Origin of the sequence: Streptomyces sp. NPDC002773, from assembly GCF_040295605.1 — a bacterium.
Classification (GTDB): domain Bacteria; phylum Actinomycetota; class Actinomycetes; order Streptomycetales; family Streptomycetaceae; genus Streptomyces.
Map to the genome: position 1 here is coordinate 26,212 of NZ_JBEOVO010000013.1, position 15,769 is coordinate 41,980.

The window sequence follows — 15,769 nt, forward strand, 5'->3', positions numbered from 1 at the left end:
GGGCGGGACGGTCCGTGCCGTCAGAGGCGGCAGGCGTGGATGGCGGTGGTGAGGATGGCGCGGGCGCCGATCTCATACAGGTCGTCCATGATCCGCTGCGCCTCCTTGGCGGGGACCATCGCTCGGACCGCGACCCAGCCCTCGTTGTGCAGCGGGGAGACGGTCGGCGACTCCAGGCCCGGGGTGAGGGCGACGGCCTGCTCCAGGTGCTCGGCGCGGCAGTCGTAGTCCATCATCACGTACGAGCGGGCGACGAGGACGCCCTGGAGGCGGCGGAGGAACTGCTGGACCTGCGGGTTGTCGTCCTCGGCGCCGTGGCGGCGGACGACGACGGCCTCGGAGGTCAGGATCGGCTCGCCGATGACCTCGAGGCCGGCGTTGCGCAGGCTGGTGCCGGTCTCGACGACGTCCGCGATGATCTGGGCGACGCCCAGCTGGATCGCGGTCTCGACGGCGCCGTCGAGGTGGACGACGGAGGCGTCGATCCCCTGGTCGGCGAGGTGCTTGGCGACGATGCCCTCGTAGGAGGTGGCGATCGTCATGCCGCCGAAGTCCTCGGGGCCGCTCGCGGTGCCCGGGCGGGTCGCGTACCGGAAGGTGGAGCGGCCGAAGTTCAGCGGGAGGATCTCCTCGGCGCTGGCGCCGGAGTCCAGGAGCAGGTCACGGCCGGTGATGCCGATGTCCAGCTTCCCGGAGGCGACGTAGATCGCGATGTCCTTCGGACGCAAGTAGAAGAACTCGACCTCGTTGTCGGGGTCGATGACCACCAGCTCCTTGGACTCCTTGCGCTGGCGGTAGCCGGCCTCATGGAGCATTGCCGACGCAGGTCCGGAGAGGGAACCCTTGTTGGGAACGGCGATGCGCAGCATGGGTGGGGCTTCCTTTGCCTGGGAGTTGCGGAGGGTGGGACGTGGGGCTCAGAGGTGCGCGTAGACGTCGTCGAGCGAGATCCCGCGGGCGACCATCATCACCTGGACGTGGTACAGCAGCTGCGAGATCTCCTCGGCGGCGGCTTCCTTGCTCTCGTACTCGGCGGCCATCCAGACCTCGGCGGCCTCTTCGACGACCTTCTTGCCGATGGCATGGACGCCCTTGTCCACCAGCTCCGCGGTGCGGGAGGTGGCCGGGTCGCCGGTCTCGGCCTTGGCCTTGAGCTCGGCGAAGAGCTCTTCGAAGCTTTTACGGGTTCCGTTCGCCATGATGGTCCTAAGAGTACGGGGTAAGGGTCGCGCACTCAGCGCCAGGGTTCGCTGACCGTGCGCAGCGTGGTCGCGGTGGCGACGGCGGCGGTGACGGCCTCGTGGCCCTTGTCCTCGCTGGAGCCTTCGAGGCCGGCCCGGTCGAGGGCCTGCTCTTCGTTGTCGACGGTGAGGACGCCGAATCCGACGGGTACGCCGGTGTCGATCGAGACCTGGGTGAGGCCGTGGGTGACGCCCTGGCACACGTACTCGAAGTGCGGCGTTCCGCCGCGGATGACGACGCCGAGCGCCACGATGGCATCGTAGCCGCGGCCGGCGAGGACCTTCGCCACGACCGGGAGCTCGAAGCTGCCGGGGACGCGGAGCAGGGTCGGCTCGTCGATGCCGAGCTCGCTCAGGGCGCGCAGGGCGCCGTCGACCAGGCCGTCCATGATCTTCTCGTGCCACTGGGCCGCGATGACCGCGACCCGCAGGTCGCCGCAGTTCTTCACGCTGAGGACGGGTGCGCCCTTGCCGCTCATGTCTCTCCTTGAACCGTACGAAGTGAAAGGTTTACTGGTTGCCGCAGGTGGAGGCCGGGGAGCCGTCCAGCCATGGCAGGTCGTGGCCCATCCGGTCCCGCTTGGTGCGCAGGTAGCGGAGGTTGTGCTCGCCGGCCGTGACCGGCATGGGCTCGCGGGCCTCGACCGTCAGGCCGTGCCGGGTGAGGGCGTCGACCTTCTCGGGGTTGTTGGTCATCAGGCGCACCCGGCGGAGGCCGAGGTCGACGAGGATCTGCGCGCCGGCCGCGTAGTCGCGGGCGTCGGCGGGCAGCCCGAGTTCCAGGTTGGCGTCGAGGGTGTCGCGGCCGCGCTCCTGGAGCTCGTACGCGCGCAGCTTGGACAGCAGGCCGATGCCGCGGCCCTCGTGGCCCCTGAGGTAGACGACGACTCCGCGGCCGGCCTCCTGGATCCGGTCCATCGAGGCCTGGAGCTGGGGGCCGCAGTCGCAGCGCAGCGAGTGGAAGATGTCGCCGGTCAGGCACTCGGAGTGGACCCGGACCAGGACGCCCTCGCCGTCGGCCGTGTTCTCGATGTCGCCGTGGACGAGGGCGACGTGCTCGACGCCGTCGACCGTGGAGCGGTAGCCGTACGCGGTGAAGTCGCCGTGCGCGGTGGGGAGCTGGACCTCGGCCTCGCGGCGGACGGTCGGCTCGGCGGAGCGCCGGTAGGCGATCAGGTCCTCGATGGAGATGATCGTCAGCCCGTGCTTGCGGGCGAAGGGGACCAGCTCGGGCAGGCGCAGCATGACGCCGTCCTCGCCGGCGATCTCGACGATCGCGCCGGCCGGGCGCAGGCCCGCGAGGCGGGCGAGGTCGACGGCGGCCTCGGTGTGGCCGTTGCGGACGAGAACTCCGCCCGCCTTGGCGCGCAGCGGGAAGACGTGGCCGGGGCGGACGAAGTCGGAGGGTTCGTGGGCGCCGCTCGCGAGCATCCGCAGGGTGGTGGCGCGGTCGGCGGCGGAGATGCCGGTGGTGACGCCGTGCGCGGGGCTCGCGTCCACGGAGACGGTGAAGGCGGTCCGCATCGACTCGGTGTTGTGCTCGACCATCTGCGGGAGCTGGAGGCGCTCCAGTTCGTCGTCCTCCATGGGGGCGCAGATCAGGCCGCGGCACTCGCTCATCATGAAGGCGACGATCTCGGGCGTGGCCTTCTCGGCGGCGATGACGAGGTCGCCCTCGTTCTCGCGGTCCTCGTCGTCGACGACGACGACGGGGCGGCCGGCGGCGATGTCGCGGATGGCCTGCTCGACGGGGTCGAGGGCGAGGTCGGTGGCGTCCCAGGGGGGAAGGGCGGCGCTCATGCGTGTGCTCCTTCCAGAGCGGCGGAGGTCGTACGCGTCCGGAGCCACCAGTCGCGCATGCCCCAGATGACGAGGGCGAAGTAGATGACGTACACCAGGCCGGAGAAGGCGAGGCCGCTGTTGAAGGCGAGGGGGACGCCGACGAGGTCGACGAGGAGCCAGGCGAACCAGAACTCGACCAGGCCGCGGGCCTGCGCGATCATCGCGACGAGGGTGCCGACGAAGATGTACGCGTCGGCCCACGGGCTCCAGGAGAGCGACGGGTAGAGGGTGAAGAGCCCGCCGACGGCGAGGGTGCCGGCGACCGCGCCCGCGAGGAGCAGCCCGCGCTCCTTCCAGGTGGCGAAGCGGACGGCGATGGAGCCGTCCTGGGCCTGCTGCCTACCCCGGTTCCACTGCCACCAGCCCCAGGCGGCGACGCCGATGACGAGGAGCTGCTTGCCGACGCCGCCGGCGAGGTTCGCGGAGGCGTAGGCGCCGACCAGGATCAGACCGGAGAGCAGCTGGGCGGGCCAGGTGAGGATGGAGCGGCGCCAGCCGAGCGCGAGGGCTATGAGTCCGATCGTGTTGCCGATCATGTCGGACCACATGATGCGCTGGTCCAGGACGGTGAAGGCCTCGGAGTTGAGCCAGTTCACTTGACGTTCTCCTTGGCTTCGGGTCCCGCGCCGGTGCCGAGCAGCCGCTCGACGTACTTGGCGATGACGTCCACTTCGAGGTTGACCGGGTCGCCGCTCTTCTTGATGCCGAGCGTGGTCAGGTCGAGGGTGGTGGGGATGAGGCTGATGGTGAACCAGTCGTCGGTGACCTCGACGACGGTGAGGCTGACGCCGTCGACCGTGATCGAGCCCTTCTCGACGACGTACCGGGAGAGGTGGGCGGGAAGGCCGACCTTGACGAGTTCCCAGTGCTCGGACGGGGTCCGGTCCAGGATCGTGCCGGTGCCGTCCACGTGGCCCTGGACGATGTGGCCGCCGAGGCGGCCGCCGACGGCCATGGGCCGCTCCAGGTTGACGCGGGTGCCGACCTCCAGGGCGCCGAGGCTGGACCGCTTGAGGGTCTCGGCCATGACGTCGGCGGTGAACTCGCCGTCGCCGAACTCGACGACCGTGAGACAGACACCGTTGACGGCGATGGAGTCGCCGTGCTGGGCGCCTTCCGTGACCAGGGGGCCGCGCAGTCGGAAGCGGGAGGCGTCCTCCAGCTGCTCGACGGCGACGACCTCGCCCAGTTCTTCGACGATTCCGGTGAACACGGTCAGGCTCCCTTGAGGGTGGCGGTGATGCGGATATCGGATCCGATATCCGAGATATCGGTGATGTCGAGCCGCAACGCTTCGGTGATGGTGCTGATTCCGGCGTCGGCGAGGGCCGCGGGGCCCGCGCCGAGGAGGACGGGGGCGAGGTAGCCGACGACCTCGTCGACGGCGCCCGCGGCGACGAAGGCGCCCGCGAGGGTGGGGCCGCCTTCGAGGAGGACGGAGCGGACACCGCGCGCGTGGAGGGCGTCCAGGAGGGCGGGTACGGACAGGCCGCGCTCGGCCCTGGGGAGGCGTACGACGTCGGGGAGGGCCGTCCCGGCGTCCTCGGCGATCGCGATCAGGGTGGGCGCCGCGTCGTCCAGGATCCGGGCGCCGGGCTTCACCGCGGTCGCCTCGGTGTCGACGACGACCCGCAGCGGCTGGACGGCACCTTCGATGCCGCGTACGGCCAGGTGGGGGTCGTCGGCGCGGGCGGTGCCGGAGCCGACGACGACGGCGTCGGCCTCGGCGCGCAGCCGGTGGACGTCGGCGCGGGACTCGGCGGAGGTGATCCAGCGGGAGGTGCCGTCGGCGGCGGCGATGCGGCCGTCGAAGGTGGCGGCGTACTTCCAGCGGACGAAGGGGCGGCCGTGGCGTACGGAGGTGAGCCAGGCGATGTTGACCGCCTCGGCCTCGTCGGCGAGGAGGCCGCCGGAGACCTCGAGCCCTGCGGCGCGCAGGGTGTCGGCACCGCCCGTGGCCTGCGGGTTCGGGTCGCCGACCGCGTACACGACCCGGCTGATCCCGGCCTCGATCAGGGCCTGGGCGCAGGGCCCGGTGCGGCCGGTGTGGTTGCAGGGTTCGAGGGTGACGTAGGCGGTGCCGCCGCGGGCGAGGACGCCGGCCTCGCGCAGTGCGTGGACCTCGGCGTGGGGGCCTCCGGCGCGCTGGTGCCAGCCCTCGCCGACCCGGTGTCCGGAGGCGTCGGTGATGACGCAGCCGACGACGGGGTTGGGGCTGGTGGCGCCGAGTCCGCGGGCGGCGAGCTCGACGGCGCGTCGCATGGCGGTGGTGTCGGCCTGCTGGGCCACCGGGTCCTCCTGCCTCTTCGGGCACGGACTCCGGGGCCTGTCGATGACGACAGAGAGCGGGAACGACACCTGGCGCAGGGTGCGCGGAAGCCGCGTCCTCCGGGTACGCCGAATCGGTGACGACACGGCGACCAGCGGACGTACGGCCGGCACACCCCTGAGAGGGGTCACCCGCCGCGCACTGCCTCCCATCCGGACTTTCACCGTCGGTCCAGGAATCTCACCTGGTCAACCGGCCGCTGGCTGCGGACGGGTCGCGGACTATACCGCCGGTTCGGAATTACACCGACCCCGGAGTGCGCTGCTGCTGATACAGGGCCAGTGTGCCACGACCCGCGTGAGGCGATACGGCCGAGATCCTGTGGGCTGGCTCACACACTCCCCATTGCGACCTCTTTGGTCCAGACCTATTGACGCACTGGTCTAGTCCTCTTAATCTCCGTGTCACCTCCGAGGTAACGGTCCGACGGCGTGCGCACTCCACGGGCCCAACACGACCCACCCCCTTGTTCGTTGTGTATGACCACCTCCCCAGGAGGAACTGATCGTGTTGTCCCCCACCACGAAGAGAGCCTCGCTGCTCGCTTCCGGCGCGGCCGTCGCCGGGCTGCTGCTCAGCTCGCTCGCCGGCGGCGTCTCGTACGCGGCCGACAACGAGTCCTGTCGCCCCGACGGGCTCTACAAGACGCCCGGCGTCGACGTCCCGTACTGCTCGGTCTACGACACCGAGGGCCGCGAGAAGATGGGCGCGGACCACCAGCGCCGGGTCATCGGCTACTTCACGGGCTGGCGCACCGGCAAGAACGGCCAGTCCGCGTACCTGGCCAAGGACATCCCGTGGGAGAAGATCACCCACATCAACTACGCCTTCGGGCACGTCAACGGGGACAACAAGCTCTCCGTCGGCGCGGACGGTCCGAACAACGCGGCCACCGGGATGACCTGGCCCGGTGTCGCCGGCGCCGAGATGGATCCCGCGTACGCCTACAAGGGCCACTTCAACCTGCTCAACAAGTTCAAGAAGCAGCACCCGAACGTGAAGACGCTGATCTCGGTCGGCGGCTGGGCCGAGACGGGCGGGTACTTCGCCGACAACGGCGACCGGGTGAACTCCGGCGGCTTCTACTCGATGGCCACCAACGCCGACGGTTCGGTCAACCAGGCCGGGATCGACACCTTCGCCACCTCGTCCGTCGAGTTCATCCGGAAGTACGGGTTCAACGGCGTCGACATCGACTACGAGTACCCGACGACCATGAAGGACGCCGGCAACCCGCTCGACTGGCCGCTCGCCAACGCGCGCCGCGCCGGGCTCGTGCAGGGTTACGCGGCCCTCATGAAGTCCCTGCGCGAGAAGCTGGACAAGGCCGGCGCCGCCGACGGCAAGCACTACCTGCTGACCGTCGCCGCCCCCTCCTCCGGCTACCTGCTGCGGGGCATGGAGACCTTCCAGATGCAGAAGTATCTGGACTACGTCAACATCATGTCCTACGACCTGCACGGCGCCTGGAACGAGTACGTCGGGCCCAACGCCTCCCTCTTCGACGACGGCAAGGACGGCGAGCTCGCCGCGGCCAACGTCTACGGCTCGGCGCAGTACGGCAACATCGGCTACCTCAACACCGACTGGGCGTACCACTACTTCCGCGGCTCGATGCCGGCCGGCCGGATCAACATCGGCCTGCCCTACTACACCCGCGGCCACAAGAACGTGCAGGGCGGCACCGACGGGCTGTGGGGCAAGGCCTCCGCGGCCACCTGCCCGGCCGGAGCCGGTCTGACCAAGTGCGGTGACGGCGCCGTCGGCATCGACAACCTGTGGCACGACAAGGACACCAACGGTGCCGAGTCGCCCGCCGGCTCCAACCCGATGTGGCACGCCAAGAACCTGGAGAAGGGGATCGTCGGCGACTACGTCACGCAGTACGGCTTCCCGGCGAACACCACGCTGACCGGCACCTACGCCCGCAAGTACGACTCGACCCTGGTCGCGCCGTGGCTGTGGAACGCGCAGAAGAAGGTCTTCCTCTCCACCGAGGACGAGCAGTCGGTGGCCGCGAAGGCCGACTACGTGGTCGCCAAGGGCATCGGCGGCACCATGGTCTGGGAGATGGCCGGTGACTACGCCTGGAACGCCGCCAAGGGCCAGTACGAGATGGGCTCCACGCTCACCTCGCTGATGTACGACAAGTTCAAGTCGGCCACCCCGTACGGCGCGAAGAAGTCGAACAAGGCGCTGCCGACCCAGGCCGTGAAGATCGACGCCCAGTTCACCGAGTTCAAGCTGGGCGACTCGAACTACCCGATCACCCCGAAGATCAAGATCACCAACAACACGGCGGCGACCCTGCCGGGCGGCACGGAGTTCCAGTTCGACTACGGGACCTCGGCCCCGGCCAACGCCTCCGACCAGTCGGGCTTCGGCACGAAGGTGATCAGCAGCGACCACACGGGCTCCAACGTGGGCGGTCTGAAGGGCGACTTCCACCGCGTCTCCCTGAAGCTCCCGGCCTGGCAGTCGCTCGCCCCGGGCGCCACGGTCGACCTGGCGTTCAACTACTACCTGCCGGTGTCCACCCCCTCCAACTGGACGGTGAACATCAACGGCACGACGTACGCCCTCGCCGGTGACCTGGCGCGCGGTACGACGGTGGTGGAGCCGGGCTCCACGACCCCGCCGACCACCCCGCCGACCACGCCGCCCACCACCCCGCCGACGACTCCCCCGACCACGCCTCCGACGACGCCGCCCACCACGGGCTGCACCGTCCCGGCGTACGTGGCCGGCACGGTCTACAACGCGGGCAACGAGGTCTCCCACGTCGGCCGCAAGTGGAAGGCCCAGTGGTGGACGCAGAACGAGGAGCCGGGCAAGACCGGCGAGTGGGGCGTCTGGAAGGACCTCGGCGCCTGCTGAGGCACCTGCCGAGGCTGACGTGCCTGCTGAGGCACCTGCCGAGGCTGACGTGCCTGCTGAGGCACCTGCCGAGGCTGACGTGCCTGCTGAGGCGCACCCCCTGCTGACGCACCCCCTCTGAAACCCCCGGCGGCGGATCACGGCCCTTGCCGCCGCCGGGACCCCCCTCCGCGCCGCGCCCCCCTGTCCGGGGCGCGGCGCGGGCGCGTTTCCGCGCATGGGGCAGTTCGGCCGAGTCTGTTCTGGAGTCAGGGCAGGTCTACGGCTTCGTAGAGGAGGTAGTCGGACTGGGGGTTGGCGGGGAGCATGGTGCGTTCTTCCCAGGTGTCGTCCAGGAGGCCGGGGCGGAACCACATCTTGTCGCCGTCGCGCTTGAAGCTGATGCGGAAGCCCCCCACTGCGCGGAGGTCGGTGAATCGGTGGTCGCGCGCGGGAGCCGTGGCGTGAGGCTCCCTCTGCCAAGGGGGGAGCTGGTCGAGGGGCCGGTCTGCGTCACCGAGGTCCACGCTGGTGGGCTTGCAGGACTCGTCCAGGACGGCTGCCCACAGTCCCCCGGAGGTGCCGTCCCAGGAGGTGGTGCCGGTTTCCTCGTCGTACATGGCGACGAGTGGCTCAAGGATGGTCACGCCGTCCCTGGCGGATGCCCTGAGGCCGACCATGACGTACTTGGGGTCGAACACGAAGTGCTGCGGGTAGTAGCGCAGGTACTTGTGGAGCGCGCCGGTGGCGGGGTTCTCCTCCTTGATCGCCGTCGCCAGCATCATCGCCGCCACGGGTGTGGTCCCGCGCATCCATGGCATGGTGCGCACCGAGGCACTGTCGATGATCCTGCTGCCCGGCACGGCATTGCCGACGTAGAACTCCACGGCCGTGCGCGACTCGCCGAGCACGCTGGACGGCTCGTCCGGGAAGCCGATCGCGCCGATCAGCTGGCGGTTGTTCTCCACAACGAAGTAAATGGGTTCCGGTGGAACGGCGGGGACGTATCCCCTCAACCCGTAGGGGATCCAGTCCTCCCTGGTCACGGCGTCGTTCCACTCCGCGACGCCGTACGCCGACTCCAGGGCCGCGTTGACGCTCGCCGTCTGGACGAGCAGCCTCTCGCGAAGCAGCCCGGCGTAGTCGACCTCGGGCAGGTTGATGGCCTGGCGGGCCTTGGCCAGAGCGGCGAAGCCCTGGGCTTCGACGGATGCGAGCTTGAAGAAGTAGCGTGCCGCTCCCCGGTAGCCGACCTCCTCCTTGTGCGCCATCAGGTCGCAGAAGACGTGCATCAGCGACTTGCCCAGCAGGGTGTCGCCCACGAGTACACGGTGCAGGCAGTACAGCGAGTACGGCAGTCCGCTGACCTCGTCGGTCACCGCGCGCGCCCAGGACTCCAGTCCGTCGGCGTCCACCTTCAGAGCGGGGCCACCGGCGCCCTCCCGCTGGGGGTCGGTGGGCAGGACGGTGATCGCCATCATCATCTCGATGCAGTAGCCGACCCGGTGCTCGTGCTCGGCGAACATGGAGATGACCGCGTTCCAGTCGACGCGGTCATGGAGTTCGGCGATCTCCGCCAACACTTCCTCGAGGAGTTCCTCGATGCGGGCGAGCTGCTGCTGGATCTCGGCGAGGGTATCGGCCATGCCGGCGATCGCGGTGATCGTCAGCGCGAACCAGCTGTTCATCTCCGTCCATACGCCCTGGACCTGGTTGGAGATGATCTGCAGATTGCGGTTGATCTCCCGCGCCATCCTGCGCTGCTCGGCGAGGATCGATTCCAGGAGCGCCCTGGCCTCGTCCTGGCCTTCGCCGATCTGGCCGATCAGATCCTTGATCTGATCGATGTCGCCACCGATGCCCTGGATGTTGTCGTTGATGCCGCCGATGCCGCTGGAGATCTCCTCCTGCTGCTTCAGGATCCGGTCGAGGAGCTCCTGGTGGTTGTTGAGGATGTCCTCGATGTCCATGCCGGGCCCGCCGCCCGCGATGGAATCCACCAGGTCGACCAGATCGATGATCGTGCCGATGTGATCGAAGAAGCGCCCCGACCGCTGCCCCTGTCGCAGTGCCACGCCTGCCGGTGTGGCGAGGAACTTCCGGGCACTCATCGGGCGCGCCGCAACCGTACCTGTCATCCGTATCCCTCTCATCGAGCACACCGCGGCATGCTCCGTCATGGTCGGCACACTCCAACCGTCATTACACTAAGTGGTTTGACGGTCACAGAAAGTGCTCATGGTTGGGGTCGCCACACCGCTTGTAAGGGCTGTTCCCACCGGAGAAGTGACAAGGAACCGTCGGCCGGAGACCCCTCGACCCGCCGGGGCAGGGACGGACTGCAGCCGGAAACTGCTGCGCTGCCTCAGCTCACCGGCACGAGCTCGAACTTCTGCTTCTCTGCGAACTCGGAATTCCAGCAGGGGGACGACGTGACGTCAACGCCGGCGCCGGGGTACTCCACATGCGCACACTTGCCTGCGTGCGAGTCGGTCCTGATCTGATACGTGCCGTTGCCCAACGGCACGAACCTGAACAACTGGTCGTAGGAGTCCCAGTCGCACCTCTGCCCGCGGATGGAATCGTGCTCGTAAAATCCATCCGCCTCCAAGCACTTGCCGTCGGCAGTCTGAACCCTCTGCTCGACATGGTCGTACGACGGCATGAGGTAGAAGACCTGGTCTTCGTTGTCCTCCTCGCAGGTCCACTGCGTGAGCTGCGCTCCGCCATCGTCCCAGCACAGGCCCTCGTACGTGACAATGCGGTAATAGCCCGAAGGCACCGCCGCCGACGCCTGCGGGGCCGCGCCCAGTGTCGCCGCAGCCCCCAACGTGACTGCGCACAGATACCGCGCCGCGCGACGGATCCGCGATCGAGCCGACATGAACTTCTCCCTATGGACAGGCTGCATTCCCCCGGAACGCACCGAGATCAGCGGACACCCGAAACAAGGTGCCCGCGACAAGAGTGCCCATCGGTTTTCTTCAGCGAAATAGATCTGCCGCTGTTTCGCTCCCCTGGGTGGATAAAGCCGATAGGAAGATCGGCAGAGTCCGACCCGTGCGGTCGAGCTGCCTTCAGGTTCCGGCGGAGCGCGGCCCACAGGGAACGCCACGATGCGCGCCCACGGCGAGAGGGCCGGAGAGAACCGCCATCGCTCGAAAGAGTGAGCGTCTCAACTACTGCTCATCGGCGACGGGTTCGACCACGTGGCCGTCGCGGGCGCCGACCACTGCGGTAGGTCGGAATCTGGTCCGGTCAGGTCTACGGGAACAGCTCGTCCTGCGCCGCGTCGCGGGCGCGCAGGAGGGCGCCGCGGAGGACGGCCGTGTCGCCGAGGCTGGTGGGGCGGACCTCCGTGCGGAGGGGTGAGAGGGCCGCGAGTTCGGCCTCCACGCGCGCGGCGAGGACGTCGCCGCCCTGGTGGCCGGTCTCCCCGCCCAGGACCACGCAGCCGGGGTCGAGTACGGAGACGACCGCGGCCGCTCCCACGGCGAGACGGCGGGCGAGCGCGTCGAGGAAGGGCTCGTGGCCCGAGGCGAGCGCGCCGGCCGGGTCGAGCCCGTGCGCGACGGCGAGGGTCTCGACGGCGGCCGCGCAGGCCAGCTCGTGGAAGCCGCCGTCGCAACCGGTGGCCGAGGGCAGCCCCGACGTGCCGGGCACGGGCAGGAAGCCGACCTCGCCGGCGCCGCCCGACGCCCCGCGGCGCAGCCGCCCGTCGAGGACGACGGCGGCACCCACGCCCTGGCCGAGCCAGAGCAGGACGAAGTCCTCGCGGTCGCGGGCCGCGCCCTCGCGCAGCTCGGCGACGGCGGCGAGGTTGGTCTCGTTCTCGACGAGGACATGGGCCGGCAGCCGCTCCTGGAGGACCGCGACCAGGCGCCGGTGCCAGGCGGGCAGCCCCGTGGAGTCGCGCAGTTCGCCGGTACCCGGGTCGATGAGCCCGGGCGCGCCGACGGCGACGGTGTGCAGCCGGTCCGCGCCCGCCTCCTTCGCGGTCCGCTCCAGGAGGGTGACGGCCTTCTCGACGGCCGGTCCCGTACCGCTGTCGTCGCCGACAGGTACGGACTCCTGGGCGAGGGCGGTGCCGAGGAGGTCGGTGACGGTGACGGAGACCGAGCGCATCCGGACGTCGAGCGCGGCGAGGTGCGCGCGGTCGGCGACGAGCCCGTACAGCTTGGCGTTGGGGCCTCGGCGCTCGGCCCCGGACTCCCCGACGACATGGACGAGCCCGGAGCCCTGGAGCCGTTCGACGAGGTCGGCGACGGTGGGCCGGGAGAGTCCGGTGAGGGTCTTGAGCTGAGTGGCCGTCAACGGGCCCTCGTCCTGGAGCAGTCGCAGGGCGAGCCGGTCGTTGATGGCTCGTGCGGTGCTCGGGGATGCGGCCATGCGGCGATCCTCTCAGACTCGTGGGGAGGGGGACCGTCCCCTGCGGTCTATTTATCAGGGAGGGTTCCTGATAGTTTACGCGCCACACCACGACCACCGGGAGGGCCCATGGCGGCGGAGACCGTCACCAGCACCGATCGCCTGCGGCGGGCGCGCTTCGCCGTCGCCGCCGTGTTCTGCGTCCACGGCGCCGTCACCGGCAGCTTCGCGACCCGGATCCCCTGGATCCAGGAGCACGCGGGCGTCAGCGCCGGCCAGCTCGGGCTCGCGCTCGCCTTCCCCGCGCTCGGCGCCTCGCTCGCGATGCCGCTCGCCGGGGCCGTCTCCCACCGCTTCGGCGCCCGCACGGCACTGCGCGGCCTGCTCGCCCTGTGGACGCTCTCGCTGACACTGCCCTCGCTCGCCCCGAACATCTGGGGGCTGTGCGGCGCGCTCTTCGTGTTCGGCGCCACGGCGGGCATGTCCGACGTCGTGATGAACGCACTCGGCGTCGAGACCGAGAACCGGCTCGGCAAGTCGATCATGTCGAGCCTGCACGGCATGTGGAGCGTCGGCGCCCTCATCGGCTCCGCCGCCGGCACGGTCGCCGCCCACCTCGGCGGCGACGCCCGGCTCCACCACCTCGTCGCGGCCCTGACCCTCACCGCGCTCGGCCTGGTCTTCTGCCAGGGCGTGCTCGACGTGCGCAGCACGCCGGACGAGGAGGCCCCGCCGCGGTTCACGCTGCCGCCCAAGTCCGCCCTGGTCATCGGCGCCATCGGCTTCTGCGCGGTCTTCGCGGAGGGCGCGAGCCTCGACTGGTCGGCCGTCTACCTCCGGGACGAGCTGGGCAGCTCGGCCGGGCTGGCGGCCGCCTCCACCACCGCCTTCGCGCTGACGATGGCCGTGGCGCGGCTTGTCGGCGACCGGGTCGTGGACCGCTTCGGGGCGGTCCGTACCGTACGCGTCGGGGGCGCCGCCGCCACCGTCGGCGGGCTCATGGTCGTCTTCGCCCCGCACGCCGCTGTCGCGATGGCCGGATTCGGACTCATCGGGCTCGGGATCGCCGTCGTCGTCCCGCTCGCCTTCGCGGCGGCCGGGCGCAGCGGCCCCAACCCCAGCCAGGCCATCGCGGGCGTCGCCACCATCACGTACACCTCGGGTCTGATCGCCCCCTCGGCGATCGGCGGCATCGCGGACGCGACCTCCCTGGTCGTCTCCTTCGGCCTGGTCACCCTGCTCACCCTGGGCCTGGTGGCCGGCGCGGGCGTCCTCAGGACGACCGGCCGGAACGCGGCGTCGACGCAGGCGGCGGAGGGATCCCCGGCGAAGGTGTCCGGCCCGACGGGCGGCTAGGGCGTGCTCCTGGGCCGTGCCCGGTTTCCGGCGCACGGCTCCGGCTCCGGCTCCGGCCGGTGGTGGCGCATACCATGTGGCTGATCTTTCGCGGTCGCGACACGGCCGCCGGAACCGGAGAACGGGAGCGACCTCATGAACCTCGGCGTGCGCTGGAGTCTGCACGGCGACGGGCGAACACCCGCTCCCGGAGCCGTCGTCCGCCCGGACGAACGGCTCTCCTGGCCCCGTACGGTCGGCCTCGGCGCACAGCACGTGGTGGCGATGTTCGGGGCGTCGTTCGTGGCTCCGGTGCTCATGGGTCTCGACCCGAACCTGGCGATCATGATGTCCGGTGTAGCGACCGCGATCTTCCTCCTCGCGACCCGCGGCACCGTCCCCTCCTACCTGGGCTGCTCGCTCTCCTTCGTCGGCGTCGCCGCCGCCATCCGGGCCTCCGGCGGCAGCAGCGCCACCGTGACGGGCGCGGTCCTGGTCGTGGGGGCGGTGCTCTTCCTCGCCGGCCTCGCGGTACGGAAGTTCGGGGCGCGGATCATCCACGCGGCGATGCCGCCGGTGGTGACGGGCGCCGTCGTCATGCTGATCGGCTTCAATCTGGCCCCGGTCACCGCGTCGACGTACTGGCCGCAGGACCAGTGGACGGCGCTGCTCGTGATGCTGTTCACCGGTCTCGCCGTGGTCTGTCTGCGGGGCTTCTGGTCCCGGATCGCGATCTTCCTCGGCCTGATCTTCGGCTACGGCGTCTCCTGGGTCTTCGACCTGGTCTTCGGCAAGATCCACTCGATGTCCCCGGCCGGGCAGGTCACCGACCACTGGCGGCTCGACCTCTCCGCCGTGTCGAACGCCGACTGGATCGGTCTGCCCTCGTTCCACGGGCCGAGCTTCGAGTGGTCCGCGATCCTGGTCGCGCTGCCCGTCGTCATCGCCCTGATCGCCGAGAACGCCGGACACGTCAAGGCCGTCGGCGAGATGACCGGCAAGTCCCTCGACGACCAGCTCGGCACGGCGATCGCCGCCGACGGCGCCGCCTCGATGCTGTCTACGGCCGTGGGCGGCCCGCCGAACACCACGTACTCCGAGAACATCGGCGTCATGGCCGCCACCCGCGTCTACTCGACCGCCGCCTACTGGGCCGCGGCCGGCTTCGCCCTGCTCTTCGGTCTCTGCCCGAAGTTCGGCGCGGTCGTCGCCGCCATCCCCGGCGGTGTCCTGGGCGGCATCACCGTCATCCTGTACGGCATGATCGGCCTGCTCGGCGCCCAGATCTGGATCAACGCCAAGGTGGACCTGCGCAACCCGCTCAACCTGGTGCCCGTAGCCGGGGGACTCATCATCGGAATCGGCAACGTCAGCCTGTCGTTCACCGACAACTTCGAGCTCAGCGGCATCGCGCTGGGGACTCTGGTCGTGGTCGTGGGCTACCACGCCCTCCGGGCCCTGGCGCCGACCCACATGAAGGAGGAGCCGCCGCTCGCGGAGGCGGGCAATGCGGAGTACGACCGAGGGCGGGGCGAGTCCTGACCCCGGCCGCTCCCGCCGGATCACGGTTTCGCGTACTCATCGCTGTCGTTAGGCCCGGGCCGACTGGAGACTCCGAGGCTTCGGGCGGGCAGCGGCTAAGGTCGGCACGTGTCGTTCCTCTAGCACGGAGTCTTCTCCTGGCGTGGTCGATCACACCCGCCCCGGGAACGAAGCCCAGATGGAGCCAGGCGCACTGCGTGAGCATCTCGGCACCTCCCGGCCGGGTGGCGACCAGAGCGAGACCACTCCGGTCGTA

13 protein-coding genes and 1 riboswitch are annotated in these 15,769 nt (G+C 70.0%); of the genes, 3 read left to right on the plus strand and 10 right to left on the minus strand.

What is annotated here, in order from left to right; all coding sequences use genetic code 11:
• Positions 1-20: 20 nt before the first annotated feature.
• The 7 genes from hisG to ribD are packed head-to-tail and all read right to left on the minus strand — an operon-like array spanning position 21 to position 5,372.
• Positions 21-869 (minus strand): ATP phosphoribosyltransferase, encoded by an 849-nt coding sequence (gene hisG, locus ABT034_RS17675; protein WP_351216083.1) that lies wholly within the window; start codon positions 867-869, stop codon positions 21-23.
• A gap of 48 nt (positions 870-917) precedes the next feature.
• Positions 918-1,199, minus strand: coding sequence for a phosphoribosyl-ATP diphosphatase (locus tag ABT034_RS17680; protein ID WP_351216085.1), 282 nt, complete (start codon positions 1,197-1,199; stop codon positions 918-920).
• Between the two features lie 35 nt (positions 1,200-1,234).
• The gene (gene ribH / locus ABT034_RS17685; protein WP_024760819.1) at positions 1,235-1,720 is read right to left on the minus strand and encodes a 6,7-dimethyl-8-ribityllumazine synthase; all 486 of its coding nucleotides are present in this window, start codon (positions 1,718-1,720) and stop codon (positions 1,235-1,237) included.
• A gap of 31 nt (positions 1,721-1,751) precedes the next feature.
• Positions 1,752-3,041 (minus strand): bifunctional 3,4-dihydroxy-2-butanone-4-phosphate synthase/GTP cyclohydrolase II, encoded by a 1,290-nt coding sequence (locus ABT034_RS17690; RefSeq protein WP_351216087.1) that lies wholly within the window; start codon positions 3,039-3,041, stop codon positions 1,752-1,754.
• Positions 3,038-3,631, minus strand: a complete 594-nt coding sequence (locus tag ABT034_RS17695; protein ID WP_351216361.1) for a nicotinamide mononucleotide transporter family protein — start codon at positions 3,629-3,631, stop codon at positions 3,038-3,040. The genes ABT034_RS17690 and ABT034_RS17695 overlap by 4 nt, the downstream gene beginning before the upstream one ends.
• Before the next feature lie 44 nt (positions 3,632-3,675).
• Positions 3,676-4,296, minus strand: coding sequence for a riboflavin synthase (locus ABT034_RS17700; protein ID WP_351216089.1), 621 nt, complete (start codon positions 4,294-4,296; stop codon positions 3,676-3,678).
• 2 nt (positions 4,297-4,298) lie between these two features.
• Entirely contained in the window at positions 4,299-5,372 is a 1,074-nt protein-coding gene (gene ribD, locus ABT034_RS17705) for a bifunctional diaminohydroxyphosphoribosylaminopyrimidine deaminase/5-amino-6-(5-phosphoribosylamino)uracil reductase RibD (protein ID WP_351216091.1), read from the minus strand.
• A 174-nt stretch (positions 5,373-5,546) separates the two neighbouring features.
• A riboswitch (FMN riboswitch) is annotated at positions 5,547-5,676 on the minus strand.
• 243 nt (positions 5,677-5,919) lie between these two features.
• Here ribD and ABT034_RS17710 point away from each other — a divergent pair.
• On the plus strand, positions 5,920-8,289 hold the full coding sequence (locus tag ABT034_RS17710) for a chitinase C-terminal domain-containing protein (RefSeq protein WP_351216093.1): 2,370 nt from the start codon (positions 5,920-5,922) through the stop codon (positions 8,287-8,289).
• Positions 8,290-8,537: 248 nt separating this feature from the next.
• Here the strand turns inward: ABT034_RS17710 and ABT034_RS17715 are convergent, their stop codons facing one another.
• The 3 genes from ABT034_RS17715 to ABT034_RS17725 form a co-directional block, all read right to left on the minus strand.
• A complete protein-coding gene (locus ABT034_RS17715; RefSeq protein ID WP_351216095.1) occupies positions 8,538-10,379 on the minus strand; it encodes a hypothetical protein in 1,842 nt (613 codons plus the stop codon).
• Between the two features lie 254 nt (positions 10,380-10,633).
• On the minus strand, positions 10,634-11,152 hold the full coding sequence (locus ABT034_RS17720) for an RICIN domain-containing protein (RefSeq protein ID WP_351216096.1): 519 nt from the start codon (positions 11,150-11,152) through the stop codon (positions 10,634-10,636).
• 380 nt (positions 11,153-11,532) lie between these two features.
• Positions 11,533-12,657: an ROK family transcriptional regulator gene (locus tag ABT034_RS17725; RefSeq protein WP_351216098.1), complete on the minus strand. Its 1,125-nt coding sequence runs from the start codon at positions 12,655-12,657 to the stop codon at positions 11,533-11,535.
• A gap of 108 nt (positions 12,658-12,765) precedes the next feature.
• On the opposite strand from ABT034_RS17725, the gene ABT034_RS17730 reads away from it, so the two are divergent.
• Together ABT034_RS17730 and ABT034_RS17735 are read left to right on the plus strand one after the other, a co-directional pair.
• Positions 12,766-13,992, plus strand: a complete 1,227-nt coding sequence (locus ABT034_RS17730) for an MFS transporter (RefSeq protein ID WP_351216100.1) — start codon at positions 12,766-12,768, stop codon at positions 13,990-13,992.
• 135 nt (positions 13,993-14,127) lie between these two features.
• The gene (locus ABT034_RS17735; protein WP_351216102.1) at positions 14,128-15,513 is read left to right on the plus strand and encodes a uracil-xanthine permease family protein; all 1,386 of its coding nucleotides are present in this window, start codon (positions 14,128-14,130) and stop codon (positions 15,511-15,513) included.
• Positions 15,514-15,769: the final 256 nt, after the last annotated feature.